A 15,088-nucleotide genomic window follows, 5' to 3' on the forward strand; every position below is an offset into this window, starting at 1 on the left:
TGTTCGTGCCGACGCTGCGGCATCTGGCTGACCGGGTGGCCACCCGGCTGCGCGCCAAGTCCCGCCCCGGCCGGACCGTGACGGTGCGCGTCCGCTTCGCCGACCTGCGCGCCGTCACTCGCTCGGTGACGCTGGACGCCCCGGTCTCCGCCACCACCATCCTGGCCGAGATCGCGGAGGAGCTGGTGCGCGCCGTGCTGGCGGACCATCCGGAGGAACGGTTCATCTCGCTGCTGGCGATCTCCGTCTCGCATCTGGAGCACGAGCCGGCGATGCAGCTGGACCTGCCGCTGGGGCTGGCGGACGAGCGGCGACGGCCGGGCAGCCGCAAGGGCAATGCGCGCTGGCTGGCCGACCGTGCCGTCGACCGCATCCGCGAGCGCTTCGGCTGGGACGCGGTCGGCTACGGCTCGGTCGCGCTCGGCGGCGCCCGTTCCGTCCCCGACGCCTTCCGCGAGCTGGCGGAGAAGGACCTGGGCTAATCCTCCCCGGCCGCGTCGGGCGGGGTGCCGAGGCTGGAGACCCGCGAGTCGAGCTTGCGCAGCAGGCGGCGCAGCAGTTCGCGCTCGCCGGGCTCGAAGGCGGCCATCAGCTCGGCTTCGATCTCCTGCGCCAGCGGCACGATCGAATCGTAGACCCCGCGGCCGGCGGCGGTGAAGTCGAGCTGGATCAGTCGCTGGTCGGCCGGGTGGGTGCCGCGGCTCAGGTAGCCGGCCGCGATCAGCCGGCTGACGGCGCGGCTGACCTTGGCCTTGTCCATCGCCGTGCGCTCGCAGATCTGGTTCGAGGACAGGGGCGCGTAGCGGCCGACCATCGCCATCACCCGCCATTCCGGGATGCTGAGGCCGAAGGCATCGGCATAGCGCCGGGCGAAGGTGCGGCTGACCCGGTTGCTGACCACCGACAGCTCATAGGGCAGGAACGCCTCGAGATCGAACTGCGCCGTCCGCACCGCCTGGTCCCGCATCGCCGGCCTCCCCGCCCGCTTGACATTCGTTTCATATGAAACGAGATTGGTTTTTCCTTCAAGACGATCCGGCCGCCGCGCGACGGGCGCGGCCGACGGAATGTCCGACCATACGCAAGGGCGCGGCGGCGGCAAGCCCGGCGCACGGCAGGGGAGGACTGCCGGAACCAAAGGATGAGGGGAGGATCCATGGCCCAGACGACCTCGATCGCGGAGCGCGTGCGCCTGCTGTTCGCCAGCGCGGTCGGCACCATCATCGAGTGGTACGACTTCTTCATGTTCGCCTTCTGCGCCACGCTCGTCTTCGACAAGGTCTTCTTCCCGGGCGAGGACCCGCTGACCGGCACGCTGCTGAGCCTCGGCACCTTCGCCGTCGGCTTCCTGGCCCGGCCGCTGGGCGGCATCCTGTTCGGCGCGCTAGGCGACCGGATCGGGCGCAAGAACGCGCTGGTGGTCAGCCTGCTGATGATGGGCGCCGCCACCTTCGCCATGGGCCTGCTGCCGACCCATGCTTCCGCCGGGATACTGGCGCCGATCCTGCTGGTCACCCTGCGCGTGCTGCAGGGCATCGCAGTCGGCGGCGAGGCCACCGGCGCGCTCTTGATCGTCGCCGAATCGATGCCCGGCAAGCGGCGCGGCTTCTGGACCAGCTTCCCGATGATCGGTGGCCCGGCCGCCAATGTCCTGGCCGCCGCCACCATCGGCATCCTGACCGCGCGGTACGGCGAGGCCGGTTTCGTCGACTGGGCTTGGCGCCTGCCCTTCCTGTTCTCGATCGTGCTGGTGCTGCTGGGCCTGTGGGTGCGGCGGCGGGTCGAGGAATCGCCGGTCTTCGCCGAGCTGGCGGCGCAGCGCCGCGCGGCGCCGGCGGCGCCGCTGGCCGAGGCCCTGCGCAGCCATTGGCGGCCGATGGGCCAGGTGTTCCTGGTGAAGGCGGCGGAGAACACGCTGTTCTACCTGTTCACCACCTTCTTCCTGGTGCTGGTGGTGCAGTTCCTGAACCTCGCCCGCGGCGTCGGGTCCGACGCGCTGTTCTGGGGCTCGATCCTGGAGGTCGCGGTGATCATGGCAGCCGCGTGGATCTCCGACGTCATCGGCCGACGGCCGGTGATGCTGCTGGGCCTGATCGGCGGCATCGGCGCCGCGGCGCTGCTGTTCACCCTGCCGCCCGGCACGGCGCCGGAAACGGTGCTGCGGGTGACGCTGCTGACCCTGACCTGCCACGGCATCATCGTCGGCAGCATGTCGGCCTGGTTCACCGAACTGTTCCCGACCCGGGTGCGCTACACCGCCATGTCGGTCAGCTACCAGGTCGCCTCGGTGGTCGGCGGGTCGGTGGCGCCGCTGATCGGCACCGCGCTCCTGGGCTGGACCGGCACGCCGCAATCCGTCGCGGTCTACGCCGCGCTGATGGCGGTGCCCGGCATCCTGTGCGTGCTGCTCTCGCGCGAGACCCGCGGCGCCGACCTGGCGGCGGTGGAGGCGGAGGACGTGCCGGCGGCGCCTGTCCTGGCGGAGCGGTCGCGCTGACCCTTAGCCAGCGAGTTCCCGCTCCAGCGCCGCCGCTGCCAGATCCTCCGCCGGGGTGCGCAGGAAGCGGTCGCAGGTCAGCTTCAGGCTGACGATGCCGTGCAGGGTCGCCAGCAGCACCTCGGCCCGCCGGTCCGGCCCCGCCGCGCCGAGATCGGCGAAGGCCTGCACCAGCGCCAGGAAGGCGCGCGTGCCGGGGCCGTCCGGGTCGTCGATCGGCCGGTCCCGGTACAGCGGGTCCAGCAGCTTCGGATCCTCCATCAGGATCAGCCGGTACAGCTCGCGCTGCTCGAGCCCGAAGCCGACGAAGGCCCGGGCCAGCGCCGCCAGCCGTTCGCGCGGATCGGCGATGCCCGCCGCCGGCTCCAGCGCCGTCCACAGCGCCTGATAGCCTTCCAGGCACAGCTCGCGCGCGATCGCGTCGCGGCCGGCGAAATGCAGGTAGATCGTGCCCGGCGCATATTCCACCGCGGCCGCCAGCTTGCGCATGGTCAGCCCCTCGAATCCCTCGCGCAGCGCGATCTCGCGCGCCGCGTCCAGGATGCGCCCGCGCAGCGCCGCCCTGTCGCGCGCCCGTCTTTCCATCGTGCCCATGCCGGATGCTGGCCGATTGACCTCGCCGCCGTCAACGCGGTAGATGAACGCCGTTCAGTGAACATTGTTCATTAACAGATCGACGTTCATGGGAGCCGTCCGGATGAGTGGGATCGCGTTGTTCGGCGCCGCCGGCGCCATCGGCCGCAGCATCGCCGCGGCGCTGCGGACGGAAGGCCGGCCGTATCGGGTGGTCGGCCGGTCGCGCCCGGCGCTGGAGCGGGAGTTCGGCGCCGACCCGCTGGCCGAAATCGCGACCTGGGACCCCGACGACCCGGCCTCGGTCCGCGCCGCCGCCCGCGGCATGGACATGATCGTGCATCTGGTCGGCGTGCCCTATCACCAGTTCCGGCTGCATCCGGTGGTGATGCGCCAGGTGCTGGACGGCGCCGTGGCCGAGGGCGTGGCCCGGCTGGCTGCTGGTCGGCACGGTCTATCCCTATGGCCGCCCGCGCACCCGGCCGGTGCGCGAGGATCATCCGCGCGAGCCGCACACTTTCAAGGCCGGATGCGCAAGGCGCAGGAGGATCTGGTGCTGGAGGCGGACGCCGCCGGCCGGATCCGCGGCGCGGTGCTGCGCCTGCCGGACTTCTACGGCCCGGGGGTGGATCGCAGCCTGCTGCACGACCTGTTCCGGGCCGCGGCGACGGGCCGGCGGGCCAAGCTGGTCGGCCCGATCGACCGGCCGCATGAATTCGCCTTCGTCCCCGATATCGGCCCGGTGGTCACAAGCTTGGCGGCGCGGGAGGAGGCCTGGGGCCGGGTCTGGCACCTGGCCGGCCCCGGCACCATCACCCAGCGCGAGGCGGCGGCGCTGGCCTTCGCCGCCGCCGGCCGCACGCCGAGACTGATGGTCGCCGGCAAGACCATGCTGCGCCTGGCCGGGCTGTTCGACCCGCTGATGCGCGAGCTGGTCGAGATGCACTACCTGCAGACCGACCCGGTGATCATGGACGACAGCGCGCTGCAGGCCCTGATCGGCCCGATCCGCAAGACGCCCTATGCCGAGGGCATCCGCCGCTGCGTCAAGGCCGCGGCGGCCGCCTGAGCGGAGGCCCAGCCGACCGCGTCAGGGCAGCCGCCGGGCCTTCAGGATCGGGATCGGTGAGGCCAGGCGGTCATCGGCCTCGGCCTCGGCGAAGATCGTCCGCACCACATCCATGCCGTCGACCACCTGGCCGAAGGCGGCGAAGCCCTGGCCGTCGGGGTTGCGGCGGCCGCCGAAATCCAGCCCCGGTTGGTCGCCGATGCAGATGAAGAAGGCATTGCTGGCCGTCCCGGGCGCCAGCCGCGCCATCGACAGCGTGCCATCCTTGTGCCGCAGCCCGGTGACGCTGGTCGGCTCATGCGCGATCGGCGGCAGGGGCGGCGGCGCGTCGTCATTGCCGTCGGGGGCGCGCCAGCCGAACTGGATCACCTCGATCTTGGCGGGCACGGTGTCGGGCTGATTGGCCATCGAGACGATGCGATAGACGGACTGGTTGTCGAGCAGCCCCCGGTCGACATAGGCCAGGAAGTCGGCGGCGGAGAGCGGGGCGCGGTCGGGATAGACCTCGACCGTGAAATCCCCCAGCGCGGTCGAGACCACGACCCGCGGAACCGCTGGGGTCGCAGCCCATCCCGGCGCCGCCGCCAGCGGCAGCGCCGCGAGCCCGGCCAGGACCGTGCGCCGGGCCGGCCCCGCGGCATCGTCCGGCCGATCGTTCGAACGGGTCATATCCTCCCCCCTGCGGCAGAGATGATGGTCACCGCAGTTGGATCGAGCGGCGGCCGGCGGTCAAGCCCACCCAGGCCCGCCTACAGCCCCCGCGCCCGGTCGCGCAGCACGAATTTCTGGATCTTGCCGGTCGAGGTCTTGGGCAGGTCGCCGAACACAACGGTCTTCGGGCATTTGAAATGCGCCAGGTGCCGGCGGCTGAAGGCGATGATCTCCGCCGCCGTCGCCTCGGCGCCCGGCCGCAGGGTGACGAAGGCGCAGGGGGTCTCGCCCCATTTGTCGTCCGGCCGCGCCACCACCGCCGCCTCCAGCACCGCCGGGTGGCGATACAGCACGCCCTCGACCTCGATGGTCGAGATGTTCTCGCCGCCGGAGATGATGATGTCCTTCGACCGGTCCTTCAGCTCGATATAGCCGTCCGGGTGCATGACGCCGAGGTCGCCGGTGTGGAACCAGCCGCCGGCGAAAGCCTTCTGCGTGGCCGACGGGTTCTTCAGATATCCTTTCATGGTGATGTTGCCGCGCATGAACACCTCGCCCAGCGTCTCGCCGTCGGGCGGCACCGGGGTCAGGGTTTCGGGGTCGGACACCATCAGCCCTTCCTGCACCACATAGGGCAGGCCCTGGCGCGACTTCAGCCGCGCCTGCTCCTCCGGCGGCAGCGCGTCCCATTCCGGCTTCCAGTCGCAGACCACCGCGGGGCCGTAGACCTCGGTCAGGCCGTAGACATGGGTGACCTCGATGCCGAGCCGGGCCATGCCCTCCAGCACCGCCGCGGGCGGCGGCGAGGCGGCGGTCATCATCTGCACCGCCTGCGGGAAGTCGCGCCGCTCCCCGGCCGGGGCGTTCAGCAGCATGCCCATGACGATCGGCGCGCCGCAGAGATGGGTGACGCCGTGGTCGGCGATGGCGGCGTAGATCTCCCGCGCCGCCACCCGGCGCAGGCAGACATGGGTGCCGGCCATCGCCGTGATCGTCCAGGGAAAGCACCAGCCGTTGCAGTGGAACATCGGCAGGGTCCAGAGATAGACCGGATGGTGCGGCATCCCCCAGGTCACGACATTGCCGAGCGCGTTCAGATAGGCGCCGCGGTGATGGGTCACCACGCCCTTCGGGTCGCCGGTGGTGCCGGAGGTGTAGCCGAGCGCGATCGCGTCCCATTCGTCGCCGGGCATCACGCCCGCCCAGGCCGGGTCGCCCTCGGCCAGGAGATCCTCATAGGTCAGGCCGCCGACCGCCTCCCCCGCCACCGCCGGGTCGACGATGTCGACCACCGGCGGCGGATTGTCGAGCTGCGCCAGCGCCGCCCGCACCACCGGGCCGTATTCGCGGTCGGCCAGCAGGATCCGGGTTTCGGAATGGCGCAGCTGGAAGGCGATGGCCGCGGCGTCGAGCCGGGTGTTGAGGGCGCAGAGCACCGCGCCGGCCATCGGCACGCCATAGGTCGCCTCGAACGCCTCCGGGATGTTCGGCGCCATTACCGCCACCGTGTCGTTCTTGCCGACGCCGCGGCCGGCAAGGGCCGAGGCCAGGCGGCGACACCGCTCCGCCGTCTCGCGCCAGCTCCGCTTCACCTCGCCATAGATCACGGCCGTCCGGTCGGGATGGGCCAGGGCCGTCCGGCCGAGGAAGGAGATCGGCGTCAGCGGCACGTGATTGGCCGGGTTGCGGTCGAGATCGGTGTCGTAAGCGTGCGGCATCGGCGGGCCCCCTGGTGCGGAGACATTCTGGCATCGCCGAGCGTCCAGCGGAACGGCGGGATCGGGCTCCGCCGGCCGCGGCCGGCGGTGGCCGGAACGCGACACCCGCAGCCCCTCGCCCTGCCGGCTCGACGGCGTTACGCTTGCGACAAACAGGGGAGGACGCCATGGGTGCCTATGCCGAGGCCTATCGCCGCGCGCTCGACGACCCCGAGGGGTTCTGGGGCGAGGCCGCCGCCGCGATCGACTGGGACCGGCGTTGGGACCGGGTGCTGGACGACAGCAACGCGCCCCTTTACCGCTGGTTCTCAGGCGGGCGGCTGAACACCTGCCACAACACCCTGGACCGCCACGTCGCCGCCGGCCATGGCGACCGCGTCGCCCTGATCCATGACAGCCCGGTCACCGGCACGGTGCGGCGCTTCACCTATGCCGAGCTGACCGACCGCGTCGCCCGCTTCGCCGGCGCGATGCGGGCCCTGGGCGTCGGCCCCGGCGACCGGGTGATCGTCTACATGCCGATGGTGCCCGAGGCGGTCATCGCCATGCTGGCCTGCGCCCGGCTGGGTGCGGTGCATTCGGTCGTGTTCGGCGGCTTCGCCGCGCCCGAGCTGGCGTCGCGGATCGACGACTGCACGCCGAAGCTGGTCGTCTCCGCCTCCTGCGGCATCGAAGTGACGCGGGTGATCGCCTACAAGCCGCTGCTCGACGCCGCCCTCGGCCTGGCCAAGCACAAGGTGCCGGCGACGGTGGTGCTGCAGCGGCCGCAATGCGAGGCGGCGATGACTTCCGGACGCGACCATGACTGGGCGGCGCTGGAGGAGGCTGCCGAGCCGGCGGCCTGCGTGCCGGTGGCGGCGACCGACCCGCTCTACATCCTCTACACCTCCGGCACCACCGGGCAGCCCAAGGGCATCGTCCGCGACAATGGCGGCCATGCCGTGGCCCTGGCCTGGACCATGGGCGCGGTCTACGGCGTGAAAGCCGGCGAGGTGTACTGGGCGGCCTCGGACATCGGCTGGGCGGTCGGCCATTCCTACATCGTCTACGCCCCGCTGCTGGCCGGCTGCACCACGGTGCTGTACGAGGGCAAGCCGGTCGGCACGCCCGATGCCGGCGCCTTCTGGCGGGTGATCGCCGACCACGGCGTCAGCGTGCTGTTCACCGCCCCCACCGCCTTCCGCGCGATCAAGCGCGAGGACCCGCAGGGAAAGCTGCTGGCCAGGCACGACCTGTCGCGGTTCCGCGCCCTGTTCCTGGCCGGCGAGCGCTGCGACCCGGACACGCTGAGCTGGGCCCAGGAACTGCTGGGCGTGCCGGTGGTCGACCATTGGTGGCAGACCGAGACCGGCTGGCCGATCTGCGCCGACCCGCTGGGGCTGGAGCCGATGCCGGTGAAGCCGGGATCGCCGACCCGGCCGATGCCGGGCTGGGACGTGCGCGTGCTGGGGCCGGACGGGCGGGGCCTGGCCGCCGGCGAGATCGGCGATCTGGTCTGCCGCCTGCCGATGCCGCCCGGCGCGGCCCCCACCCTGTGGCAGGCCGAGGCACGGTTCCACAGCGCCTATCTGACGGCCCATCCCGGCTTCTACACCACCGGCGACGCCGGCTATATCGACGGGGACGGCTATGTCTTCGTGATGAGCCGGACCGACGACGTCATCAACGTCGCCGGGCACCGCCTGTCGACCGGGCAGATCGAGGAGGTGCTGGCCAGCCACCCGGATGTGGCGGAATGCGCCGTGATCGGTGCGGCGGACGAGCTGAAGGGCCAGGTGCCGCTGGGCTTCCTGGTGCTGAAGGCGGGGGTGGCGCGGCCGCACGAGACCATCCTGGCCGAGGCGGTGCAGCGGGTCCGCGACGGCATCGGCCCGGTCGCCGCCTTCAAGACGGCGATGATCGTCGACCGCCTGCCGAAGACCCGTTCGGGCAAGATCCTGCGCGGGACGATGGCCCGAATCGCCGATTCGCTGCCCTTCGCCGTGCCGGCGACGATCGACGACCCGGCGATTCTCGATGAAATCCGCGTGACGCTTCGGCGGATGGGGTATGGCCGCGGGTAACGTTCCGCTTTCATCCGATCTAAAGCCCGGACGGCAACCCCCCATAAATATTACATTTTTAAGATCATTTAGCGCTCTTGCTGTTCCGGAGTGCCCGCCGGAACCGGCCGAACAACTGAAAACCCTTCAAAACAAAGGGTTTTTCTGACCCAAACGAGTGCTTGACGTCGCGGCAAAATGGCTCTTATCGTCGCGCAATGCTCGAGTTGAGCAGGCGAGGCTTCAAAAAACGAGGGCCGCAGAAAGCGGCCCTCTTTTTTGTCTCTCCACTCCGGAGACGGGGCGCTGCCGCGGCGGCGGCGCCCCATCCCGAAGCCATCAGGCCGGGAGCCGTCAGGCGGCGATCTGCTTCGGCGCCTCGCTCGGGCCGACGGCGATCTTCACGGTGCGGGGCTTCTGCGCCTCCGGCACCTCGCGGACCAGTTCGATATTGAGCAGGCCGTTCACGAGGGTCGCGCCGCTGACCTTGATGTAGTCGGCGAGCTGGAAGCGCCGCTCGAAGGCCCGGCCGGCAATGCCGCGATGCAGGAAGACCCGGCTCTTCTCCTCCTCGTCGGAGGTCGCCTTGGCCCGGACGGTCAGGGTGTTCTCGGAGGTCACGACCTCGAGGTCGTCCTCGCCGAAGCCCGCCACCGCCATGGTGATGCGGTAGGAATCCTCACCGGTCTTCTCGATGTTGTAGGGCGGATAGGCCGGCGCCGCGGTATCGAACTGCAGCGCGGAATCGAGAAGCCGCGACATGCGGTCGATGCCGATGGTCGAGCGGAACAGCGGGGACAGGTCAAGAGTACGCATGGATATCCTCCTTTGAGCGATACCTGGGCGACGCACCATCATGGTCGCGCCGCGGTTTGCGATCGTGGCGACCCCGGCTGGGCGCCGCCACGAAACTGTATCTGGGGAGGATGAAACCCGGTTCAAGGGGCGCCGCGCGGCGCCCCCGCCGGCCGGAACCGCCGGCTGAACCTCCGGTTACTGCGCGGTCCAGCCGCCGTCGACCGACACGCTGGTGCCGGTGATCTGCTCGGCCGCGTCCGAGCACAGGAAGGCCACCGTGCCGCCCAGCTGCTCCGGCGTCACGAAGGTCATCGACGGCTGCTTCTCGCCCAGCAGCTGCCGGGACGCCTCCTCCTGGCTGATCCCCTTCTCCGCCGCGATGGCGCTGATCTGCTTCTCCACCAGCGGCGTGCGCACCCAGCCCGGGCAGACGGCGTTGCAGGTGATGCCGTTGCCGGCATTCTCCAGCCCCACCACCTTGGTCAGCCCGATCAGCCCGTGCTTGGCCGCGACATAGGCGGCCTTGTGCGTCGACGCCACCAGGCCATGGGCGGAGGCGATGTTGATGATCCGGCCCCAGCCCTGCCGCTTCATCACCGGCACCGCCGCGGCGATGCCGTGGAACGCCGCCGACAGGTTGATGGCGATGATCGCGTCCCACTTTTCGGCCGGGAACTCCTCCACCGGCGCCGTGAACTGGATGCCGGCGTTGTTCACCAGGATATCGACCCGGCCGAGCTGCTCGACCGTGGCGGCGATCAGCCCGCGCACCGCGTCGCCCTTCGACATGTCGGCGCCGTTATAGACCGCGCGCACCCCGTGCTCGCGCTCGATGCCGCTGCGGATCGCCTCGATCTCGCCGGCGTCGCCGAAGCCGTTCAGCACGATGTCCGCGCCCTGGCCGGTCAGCACACGGGCGATGCCAAGCCCGATGCCGCTGGTCGATCCGGTGACGATCGCTACCTTGCCCTTCAACATGGGTCCGTTCCTTACGATGACGGGAGGGTGGAGTCTTCGTGGGCGCTCACTGTCTCAGCGCTTGAACAGCGCATCCGCGGCCGACCGATGGCTCTGCTTGCCGGCGATCACGCCGCGGGCGCGGGCGATCTCGGCCTCGAGCTCGGCGACATACTCCTCCAGCTCGGCGACCGACAGGCCGTCCAGCGGCTTCGGCGGCGCCTTGCGCTGGCGCGGTTCGAGATCTTCCGGATCCATCGGCCATCTCCTTCGGCAGCGGATGGACAATCCTCGCGGGCGGCGCGAGGATCGGCAAGCCCGGAGCGTGAGCCCCGGAGCGCCTTCACTGTCGACGGGCGACCTTAGGCCGCTCCATCCGACGCCCGGATGACGGCTGCATGACATTTCGGCCATCATCCGGCCCTCCCCGTAGACAGGGCAGACCCGATGACCAGCGTGCTTCCCGAGACCATGACCGCGATCGTGATCGAGGCCCCCGGCGGGCCTGAGGTACTGAAGCCGGCGACATTGCCGGTGCCGGCCCCTGGGGCCGGGGAGATCCTGGTCAAGGTCGAGGCCGCCGGCGTGAACCGGCCCGACGTGCTGCAGCGCCGCGGCATGTACAACCCGCCGCCGGGCGCGAGCCCGCTGCCGGGGCTGGAGGTCGCCGGCACCGTCGCCGCCCTTGGCCCCGATGTCTCGGGCTGGAGCGTCGGCGACCCGGTCTGCGCCCTGGTCGCCGGCGGCGGCTATGCCGAATACTGCGTCGCCCCGGCGCCGCAATGCCTGCCGGTGCCGAAGGGCCTGTCCGCGGCCGAGGCGGCGGGACTGCCGGAGACCTTCTTCACCGTCTGGACCAACGTGGTCGACCGCGGCCGGCTGCAGCCGGGCGAGCGCTTCCTGGTGCATGGCGGGTCGAGCGGCATCGGCACCACCGCGATCCAGCTGGCCAAGGCCCGCGGCGCCACCGTCTTCGCCACCGCCGGCAGCGCCGAGAAGTGCCGCGCCTGCCTCGACCTCGGCGCCGATGTCGCCATCGATTACCGCGAGCAGGACTTCCTGGCCGTCGTGAAGGACAAGACCGGCGGTCGCGGCGTCGACCTGATCCTCGACATGGTCGGCGGCGACTATGTGGCCCGCAACATCGATGCCCTGGCGGTGGACGGACGGCAGGTCAGCATCGCCTTCCTCAAGGGCTCGAAGGTCGAGATCGACCTGCAGAAGGTGATGGCCAAGCGGCTGACCCTGACCGGATCGACCCTGCGGCCGCGCAGCGTGGCCGAGAAGGGCGCCATCGCCGCGGCGCTGAAGGCCGAGGCCTGGCCGCTGATCGAAGCCGGGCGGATCAGGCCGGTGATCCACGCCACCTTCCCGCTGGCCCGCGCGTCCGAGGCCCATGCGCTGATGGAATCGAGCGCGCATGTCGGCAAGATCGTACTCCTCGCTTGACTTGCGGGCGCGACATCCCTAGGTCCAGCACCGTGGGCGGCGCCGCGCCGACCCCGCTCCCCTCCCTTCAGCGCGAGTGCGAGAGAGGACAGGCCGGCCCCGGCCGGTCGCGGCGGGATCGCTTTGCGCAGAGGAGACCGACAGGATGAACAAGCAACCGCTGATGCCGAAGGCGACCGCCGTCTGGCTCGTCGAGAACACATCGCTGAGCTTCGACCAGATCTCCGCCTTCTGCGGGCTGCATGAGCTGGAGATCCGGGCGATCGCCGATGGCGAGGTCGCGATCGGCATGGTCGGGCTGGACCCGATCGTCAACGGCCAGCTGACCCAGGCCGAGATCGACCGGTGCCAGGCCGATCCCAGCGCCCGCCTGCGCATGGCGGTGTCGGACATGCCGCAGCCGGTCGCCCGCTCCAAGGGTCCGCGCTACACGCCGGTGACCAAGCGCGGCGACAAGCCGGATGCCATCGCCTATCTGCTGAAGGAGCATCCGGAGCTGTCGGATGCGCAGATCTGCAAGCTGATCGGCACCACCAAGCCGACCATCCAGGCGATCCGCGACAAGAGCCACTGGAATTCGCCGAACCTGAAGCCGCGCAGCCCGGTGATGCTGGGTCTTTGTTCCTATATGGAATTGGATGCGGCCCTGACCAAAGCCCGCGCCAACCTGCCGCCGGGCGCGATTCCGACCCCCACCGTCAGCTTCGACGAAGAGGTCGAGGAGAGCCAGGACGACTGAGGCCCGACTCGGGGGGCACACCAAACCAAAAGGGCGGCGCCCCCCGGCACCGCCCTTGAAACTTGGAGAACCGTAACCGGTTCGTCAGGCGTGACTCAAGCGAGCCATCTCATCCTTCAGTCTCAGCTTTTCCTTTTTCAGCCGGACGATCTCGATCTCGTCGGGTTGGGCGCGATGGATCGCCTCTTCCAGTGTGCGATCCAGGGCGGCGTGCTTTGTCCGAAGCGCTTCGATACGCTCTGCAACGGCCATCTCTCGCTCCTCTATTGAAAGCTGGACAGTGGTTCAGCCCCTCCTTTTTCCGATATGTTACGCCCCGATGTCGGCTGCAAGTCAACGAGGCTTCTATTCCTGATCCCTCGGCGAGACATTCGGTCGCCCTCCCCGTCGCAGCGTTTCCCGCGACATGAAATTTCCTTAACGACGCGGTTTCCGACTCCTCTTGCCGCTCCGCTCGGCTAGTCTTGTGCACTGCACAATAGCGAGGATGCAGTGCGATGGATGCCGAGACCGTGCGGAAGACCGCCTTCGCCATGCCGCTGACCAGCCCGGCCTTTCCGCCCGGGCCTTACCGCTTCGTCGACCGCCAGTACTTCATCATCCGCTACCGCACCGACCCGGAGGCGCTGCGCCGGGTGGTGCCGGAGCCGCTGGAGATCGTCGAGCCCGTAGTGAATTACGAGTTCATCCGCATGCCGGATTCGACCGGCTTCGGCGACTATACCGAGAGTGGCCAAGTGATCCCGGTGCGCTACCAGGGCCAGGCCGGCGGCTACACCCACCAGATGTTCCTGAACGACCACCCGCCGATCGCCGGCGGGCGCGAGCTGTGGGGCTTTCCGAAGAAGCTGGCCCAGCCGACCCTGGCGGTGGAGACCGATACGCTGGTCGGCACGCTGAACTACGGCTCGATCCGCATCGCCACCGGCACCATGGGCTACAAGCACCGCACCCTGGACCTGGCGGCCGAGGCCAGGGGTCTGGCGGCGCCGAACTTCCTCCTGAAGATCATCCCGCATGTCGACGGCAGCCCGCGGATCTGCGAGCTGGTGCGCTACTATCTCGAGGACATCACAATCAAGGGCGCCTGGACCGGCCCGGCGGCTTTGGACCTGTACCCGCATGCCCTGGCGCCGATCGCCGAGCTGCCGGTGCTGGAGGTGCTGTCGGCCAAGCATCTGGTCGCCGACCTGACGCTCGGCCTCGGCTCGGTCGTGCACGACTATCTCGCCTGAAGGGTGGGGGAGAAGGCTGAATGCGTGGCGTGAAACGGAAGCAGGCGCGCGGCGCCCCGGGGCAGGTCGAGCGGCCGCCCTATGACGTCGTGGCCCTGGTGCTGCAGGGCGGCGGCGCACTCGGCGCCTACCAGGCCGGCGTCTATGAGGGGCTGCACGAGGCCGGCATCCGCCCGACCTGGCTGGCCGGCATCTCGATCGGCGCGCTCAACACCGCGGTGATCGCCGGATCGCCGGAGGCGGAGCGGGTGGACCGGCTGCGCGAGTTCTGGGAGACGATCTGCGCCACGCCGGTCGAATGGCCGGCGGGCGAGGGGCTGGCCGAGTCGCTGCCCTTCGCCTTCGACCTCCGGTCGGCCCACAACGCGGCCGCGGCGATGCGGGCGCTGTTCCAGGGCCAGCCCGGCTTCTTCAAGCCGCGCTTCCCGCCGCCCTTCCTGTCGCCCTTCGGCGGCGACGCCGCCACCAGCTTCTACGACACCAGCCCGCTGCGCGACACGCTGCTGCGGCTGGTCGATTTCGACCGGCTGAACTCCGGCGAGACCCGGGTCAGCGTCGGCGCGGTCAATGTCCGCAGCGGCAACTTCGTCTATTTCGACACGGCCGAGCGCCGGCTGGGGCCGGAGCATTTCATGGCCTCCGGCGCGCTGCCGCCCGGCTTCCCGGCGATCGAGATCGACGGTGAGTTCTACTGGGACGGCGGCGTGGTCTCGAACACGCCCCTGTCCTATGTGCTGTCGACCGAGCCGCGGCGCGACACGCTGACCTTCCAGGTCGACCTGTGGTCGGCCAAGGGCCGGCTGCCGGACGACCTGATGGAGGTGAACAGCCGGCAGAAGGACATCCAGTATTCCAGCCGCACCCGGGCCATCACGACCTACATGACGCAGATGCAGAAGATGCGCCGGGCGCTGCAGCGGGTGATGGACCGGCTGCCGGAGGAGGCGAAGCAGGAGCCGGAGATGAAGGCGATCGCCGAGCTGGCCTGCGAGCGCGCCTACAACATCGTGCACCTGATCTACCAGTCGAAGGCCTATGAGGGCCATTCCAAGGACTATGAGTTCGGCCCGGACGCGATGCGCGAGCACTGGCAGAGCGGCCTGGACGACATCCGCCGCACCCTGGCCGACCCGCACCGGCTGGACCGCCCTCCGGTGGAGGACGGCGTCGTCACCCACGACGTGCACCGGCAGGATCGCTAGCGGCCCCTCCAGCTTGCGGACCCCGCCGCATCGGCGATACTGCTGGCGGACGGCAGGGGGATGACGATGGACGGTCGGGTCACGGCACTGTGGCGCTATCCGGTCAGCTCGCTCGGCGGCGAGCGGCTGGAGGCCTGCGCCGTCGACGCGACCGGGCT

General features: G+C 70.1%; 16 protein-coding genes. 8 read left to right on the plus strand and 8 right to left on the minus strand.

Annotated features, from left to right (window positions below; all coding sequences use genetic code 11):
* On the plus strand, nt 1-482 hold a 482-nt coding region (locus P409_RS10540; protein WP_034835251.1), incomplete at its 5' end, for a DinB/UmuC family translesion DNA polymerase.
* Here P409_RS10540 and P409_RS10545 read toward each other — a convergent pair.
* Nucleotides 479-967 (minus strand): MarR family winged helix-turn-helix transcriptional regulator, encoded by a 489-nt coding sequence (locus P409_RS10545; RefSeq protein ID WP_034835253.1) that lies wholly within the window; start codon nt 965-967, stop codon nt 479-481. The two genes, P409_RS10540 and P409_RS10545, sit on opposite strands and share 4 nt — an antisense overlap.
* A gap of 189 nt (nt 968-1,156) precedes the next feature.
* On the opposite strand from P409_RS10545, the gene P409_RS10550 reads away from it, so the two are divergent.
* A complete protein-coding gene (locus tag P409_RS10550; protein ID WP_202964626.1) occupies nt 1,157-2,497 on the plus strand; it encodes an MFS transporter in 1,341 nt (446 codons plus the stop codon).
* Nucleotides 2,498-2,500: 3 nt separating this feature from the next.
* Here the strand turns inward: P409_RS10550 and P409_RS10555 are convergent, their stop codons facing one another.
* Complete coding sequence (locus P409_RS10555; RefSeq protein ID WP_202964627.1) at nt 2,501-3,082, minus strand: TetR/AcrR family transcriptional regulator; 582 nt, start codon at nt 3,080-3,082, stop codon at nt 2,501-2,503.
* Nucleotides 3,083-3,194: 112 nt separating this feature from the next.
* Here P409_RS10555 and P409_RS10560 point away from each other — a divergent pair, with 112 nt between their 5' ends.
* On the plus strand, nt 3,195-4,139 hold the full coding sequence (locus P409_RS10560) for an NAD-dependent epimerase/dehydratase family protein (RefSeq protein ID WP_202964628.1): 945 nt from the start codon (nt 3,195-3,197) through the stop codon (nt 4,137-4,139).
* Between the two features lie 21 nt (nt 4,140-4,160).
* Here P409_RS10560 and P409_RS10565 read toward each other — a convergent pair whose 3' ends face one another.
* The gene (locus P409_RS10565; RefSeq protein WP_081991411.1) at nt 4,161-4,808 is read right to left on the minus strand and encodes a peptidylprolyl isomerase; all 648 of its coding nucleotides are present in this window, start codon (nt 4,806-4,808) and stop codon (nt 4,161-4,163) included.
* Nucleotides 4,809-4,888: 80 nt separating this feature from the next.
* Nucleotides 4,889-6,508 carry an acyl-CoA synthetase gene (locus P409_RS10570; protein ID WP_034835259.1) on the minus strand — a complete coding sequence of 540 codons (1,620 nt, stop codon included), beginning with the start codon at nt 6,506-6,508 and terminating at the stop codon, nt 4,889-4,891.
* Between the two features lie 167 nt (nt 6,509-6,675).
* Between P409_RS10570 and P409_RS10575 the strand changes: the two genes are divergently transcribed.
* The gene (locus P409_RS10575) at nt 6,676-8,571 is read left to right on the plus strand and encodes a propionyl-CoA synthetase (protein WP_034835262.1); all 1,896 of its coding nucleotides are present in this window, start codon (nt 6,676-6,678) and stop codon (nt 8,569-8,571) included.
* A 333-nt stretch (nt 8,572-8,904) separates the two neighbouring features.
* Here the strand turns inward: P409_RS10575 and P409_RS10580 are convergent, their stop codons facing one another.
* From P409_RS10580 to P409_RS10590, 3 genes are all read right to left on the minus strand, one after another.
* Nucleotides 8,905-9,366, minus strand: coding sequence for an Hsp20 family protein (locus P409_RS10580; RefSeq protein ID WP_034835264.1), 462 nt, complete (start codon nt 9,364-9,366; stop codon nt 8,905-8,907).
* Between the two features lie 177 nt (nt 9,367-9,543).
* Complete coding sequence (locus tag P409_RS10585) at nt 9,544-10,326, minus strand: 3-hydroxybutyrate dehydrogenase (protein ID WP_034835266.1); 783 nt, start codon at nt 10,324-10,326, stop codon at nt 9,544-9,546.
* Nucleotides 10,327-10,380: 54 nt separating this feature from the next.
* On the minus strand, nt 10,381-10,563 hold the full coding sequence (locus tag P409_RS10590) for a DUF1192 domain-containing protein (protein ID WP_034835270.1): 183 nt from the start codon (nt 10,561-10,563) through the stop codon (nt 10,381-10,383).
* A 189-nt stretch (nt 10,564-10,752) separates the two neighbouring features.
* On the opposite strand from P409_RS10590, the gene P409_RS10595 reads away from it, so the two are divergent.
* Nucleotides 10,753-11,754, plus strand: coding sequence for an NAD(P)H-quinone oxidoreductase (locus P409_RS10595; protein WP_034835273.1), 1,002 nt, complete (start codon nt 10,753-10,755; stop codon nt 11,752-11,754).
* 145 nt (nt 11,755-11,899) lie between these two features.
* Entirely contained in the window at nt 11,900-12,493 is a 594-nt protein-coding gene (locus P409_RS10600; protein ID WP_034835286.1) for a DUF1013 domain-containing protein, read from the plus strand.
* Between the two features lie 84 nt (nt 12,494-12,577).
* Here P409_RS10600 and P409_RS37035 read toward each other — a convergent pair whose 3' ends face one another.
* The gene (locus P409_RS37035; protein WP_081991412.1) at nt 12,578-12,745 is read right to left on the minus strand and encodes a YdcH family protein; all 168 of its coding nucleotides are present in this window, start codon (nt 12,743-12,745) and stop codon (nt 12,578-12,580) included.
* A 245-nt stretch (nt 12,746-12,990) separates the two neighbouring features.
* Between P409_RS37035 and P409_RS10610 the strand changes: the two genes are divergently transcribed.
* Nucleotides 12,991-13,728 (plus strand): acetoacetate decarboxylase, encoded by a 738-nt coding sequence (locus P409_RS10610; protein WP_034835277.1) that lies wholly within the window; start codon nt 12,991-12,993, stop codon nt 13,726-13,728.
* A 20-nt stretch (nt 13,729-13,748) separates the two neighbouring features.
* The gene (locus P409_RS10615; protein ID WP_034835280.1) at nt 13,749-14,930 is read left to right on the plus strand and encodes a DUF3734 domain-containing protein; all 1,182 of its coding nucleotides are present in this window, start codon (nt 13,749-13,751) and stop codon (nt 14,928-14,930) included.
* Nucleotides 14,931-15,088: the final 158 nt, after the last annotated feature.

Source organism: Inquilinus limosus MP06 (assembly GCF_000767795.1).
In the GTDB taxonomy this organism is placed as follows: domain Bacteria; phylum Pseudomonadota; class Alphaproteobacteria; order DSM-16000; family Inquilinaceae; genus Inquilinus; species Inquilinus limosus_E.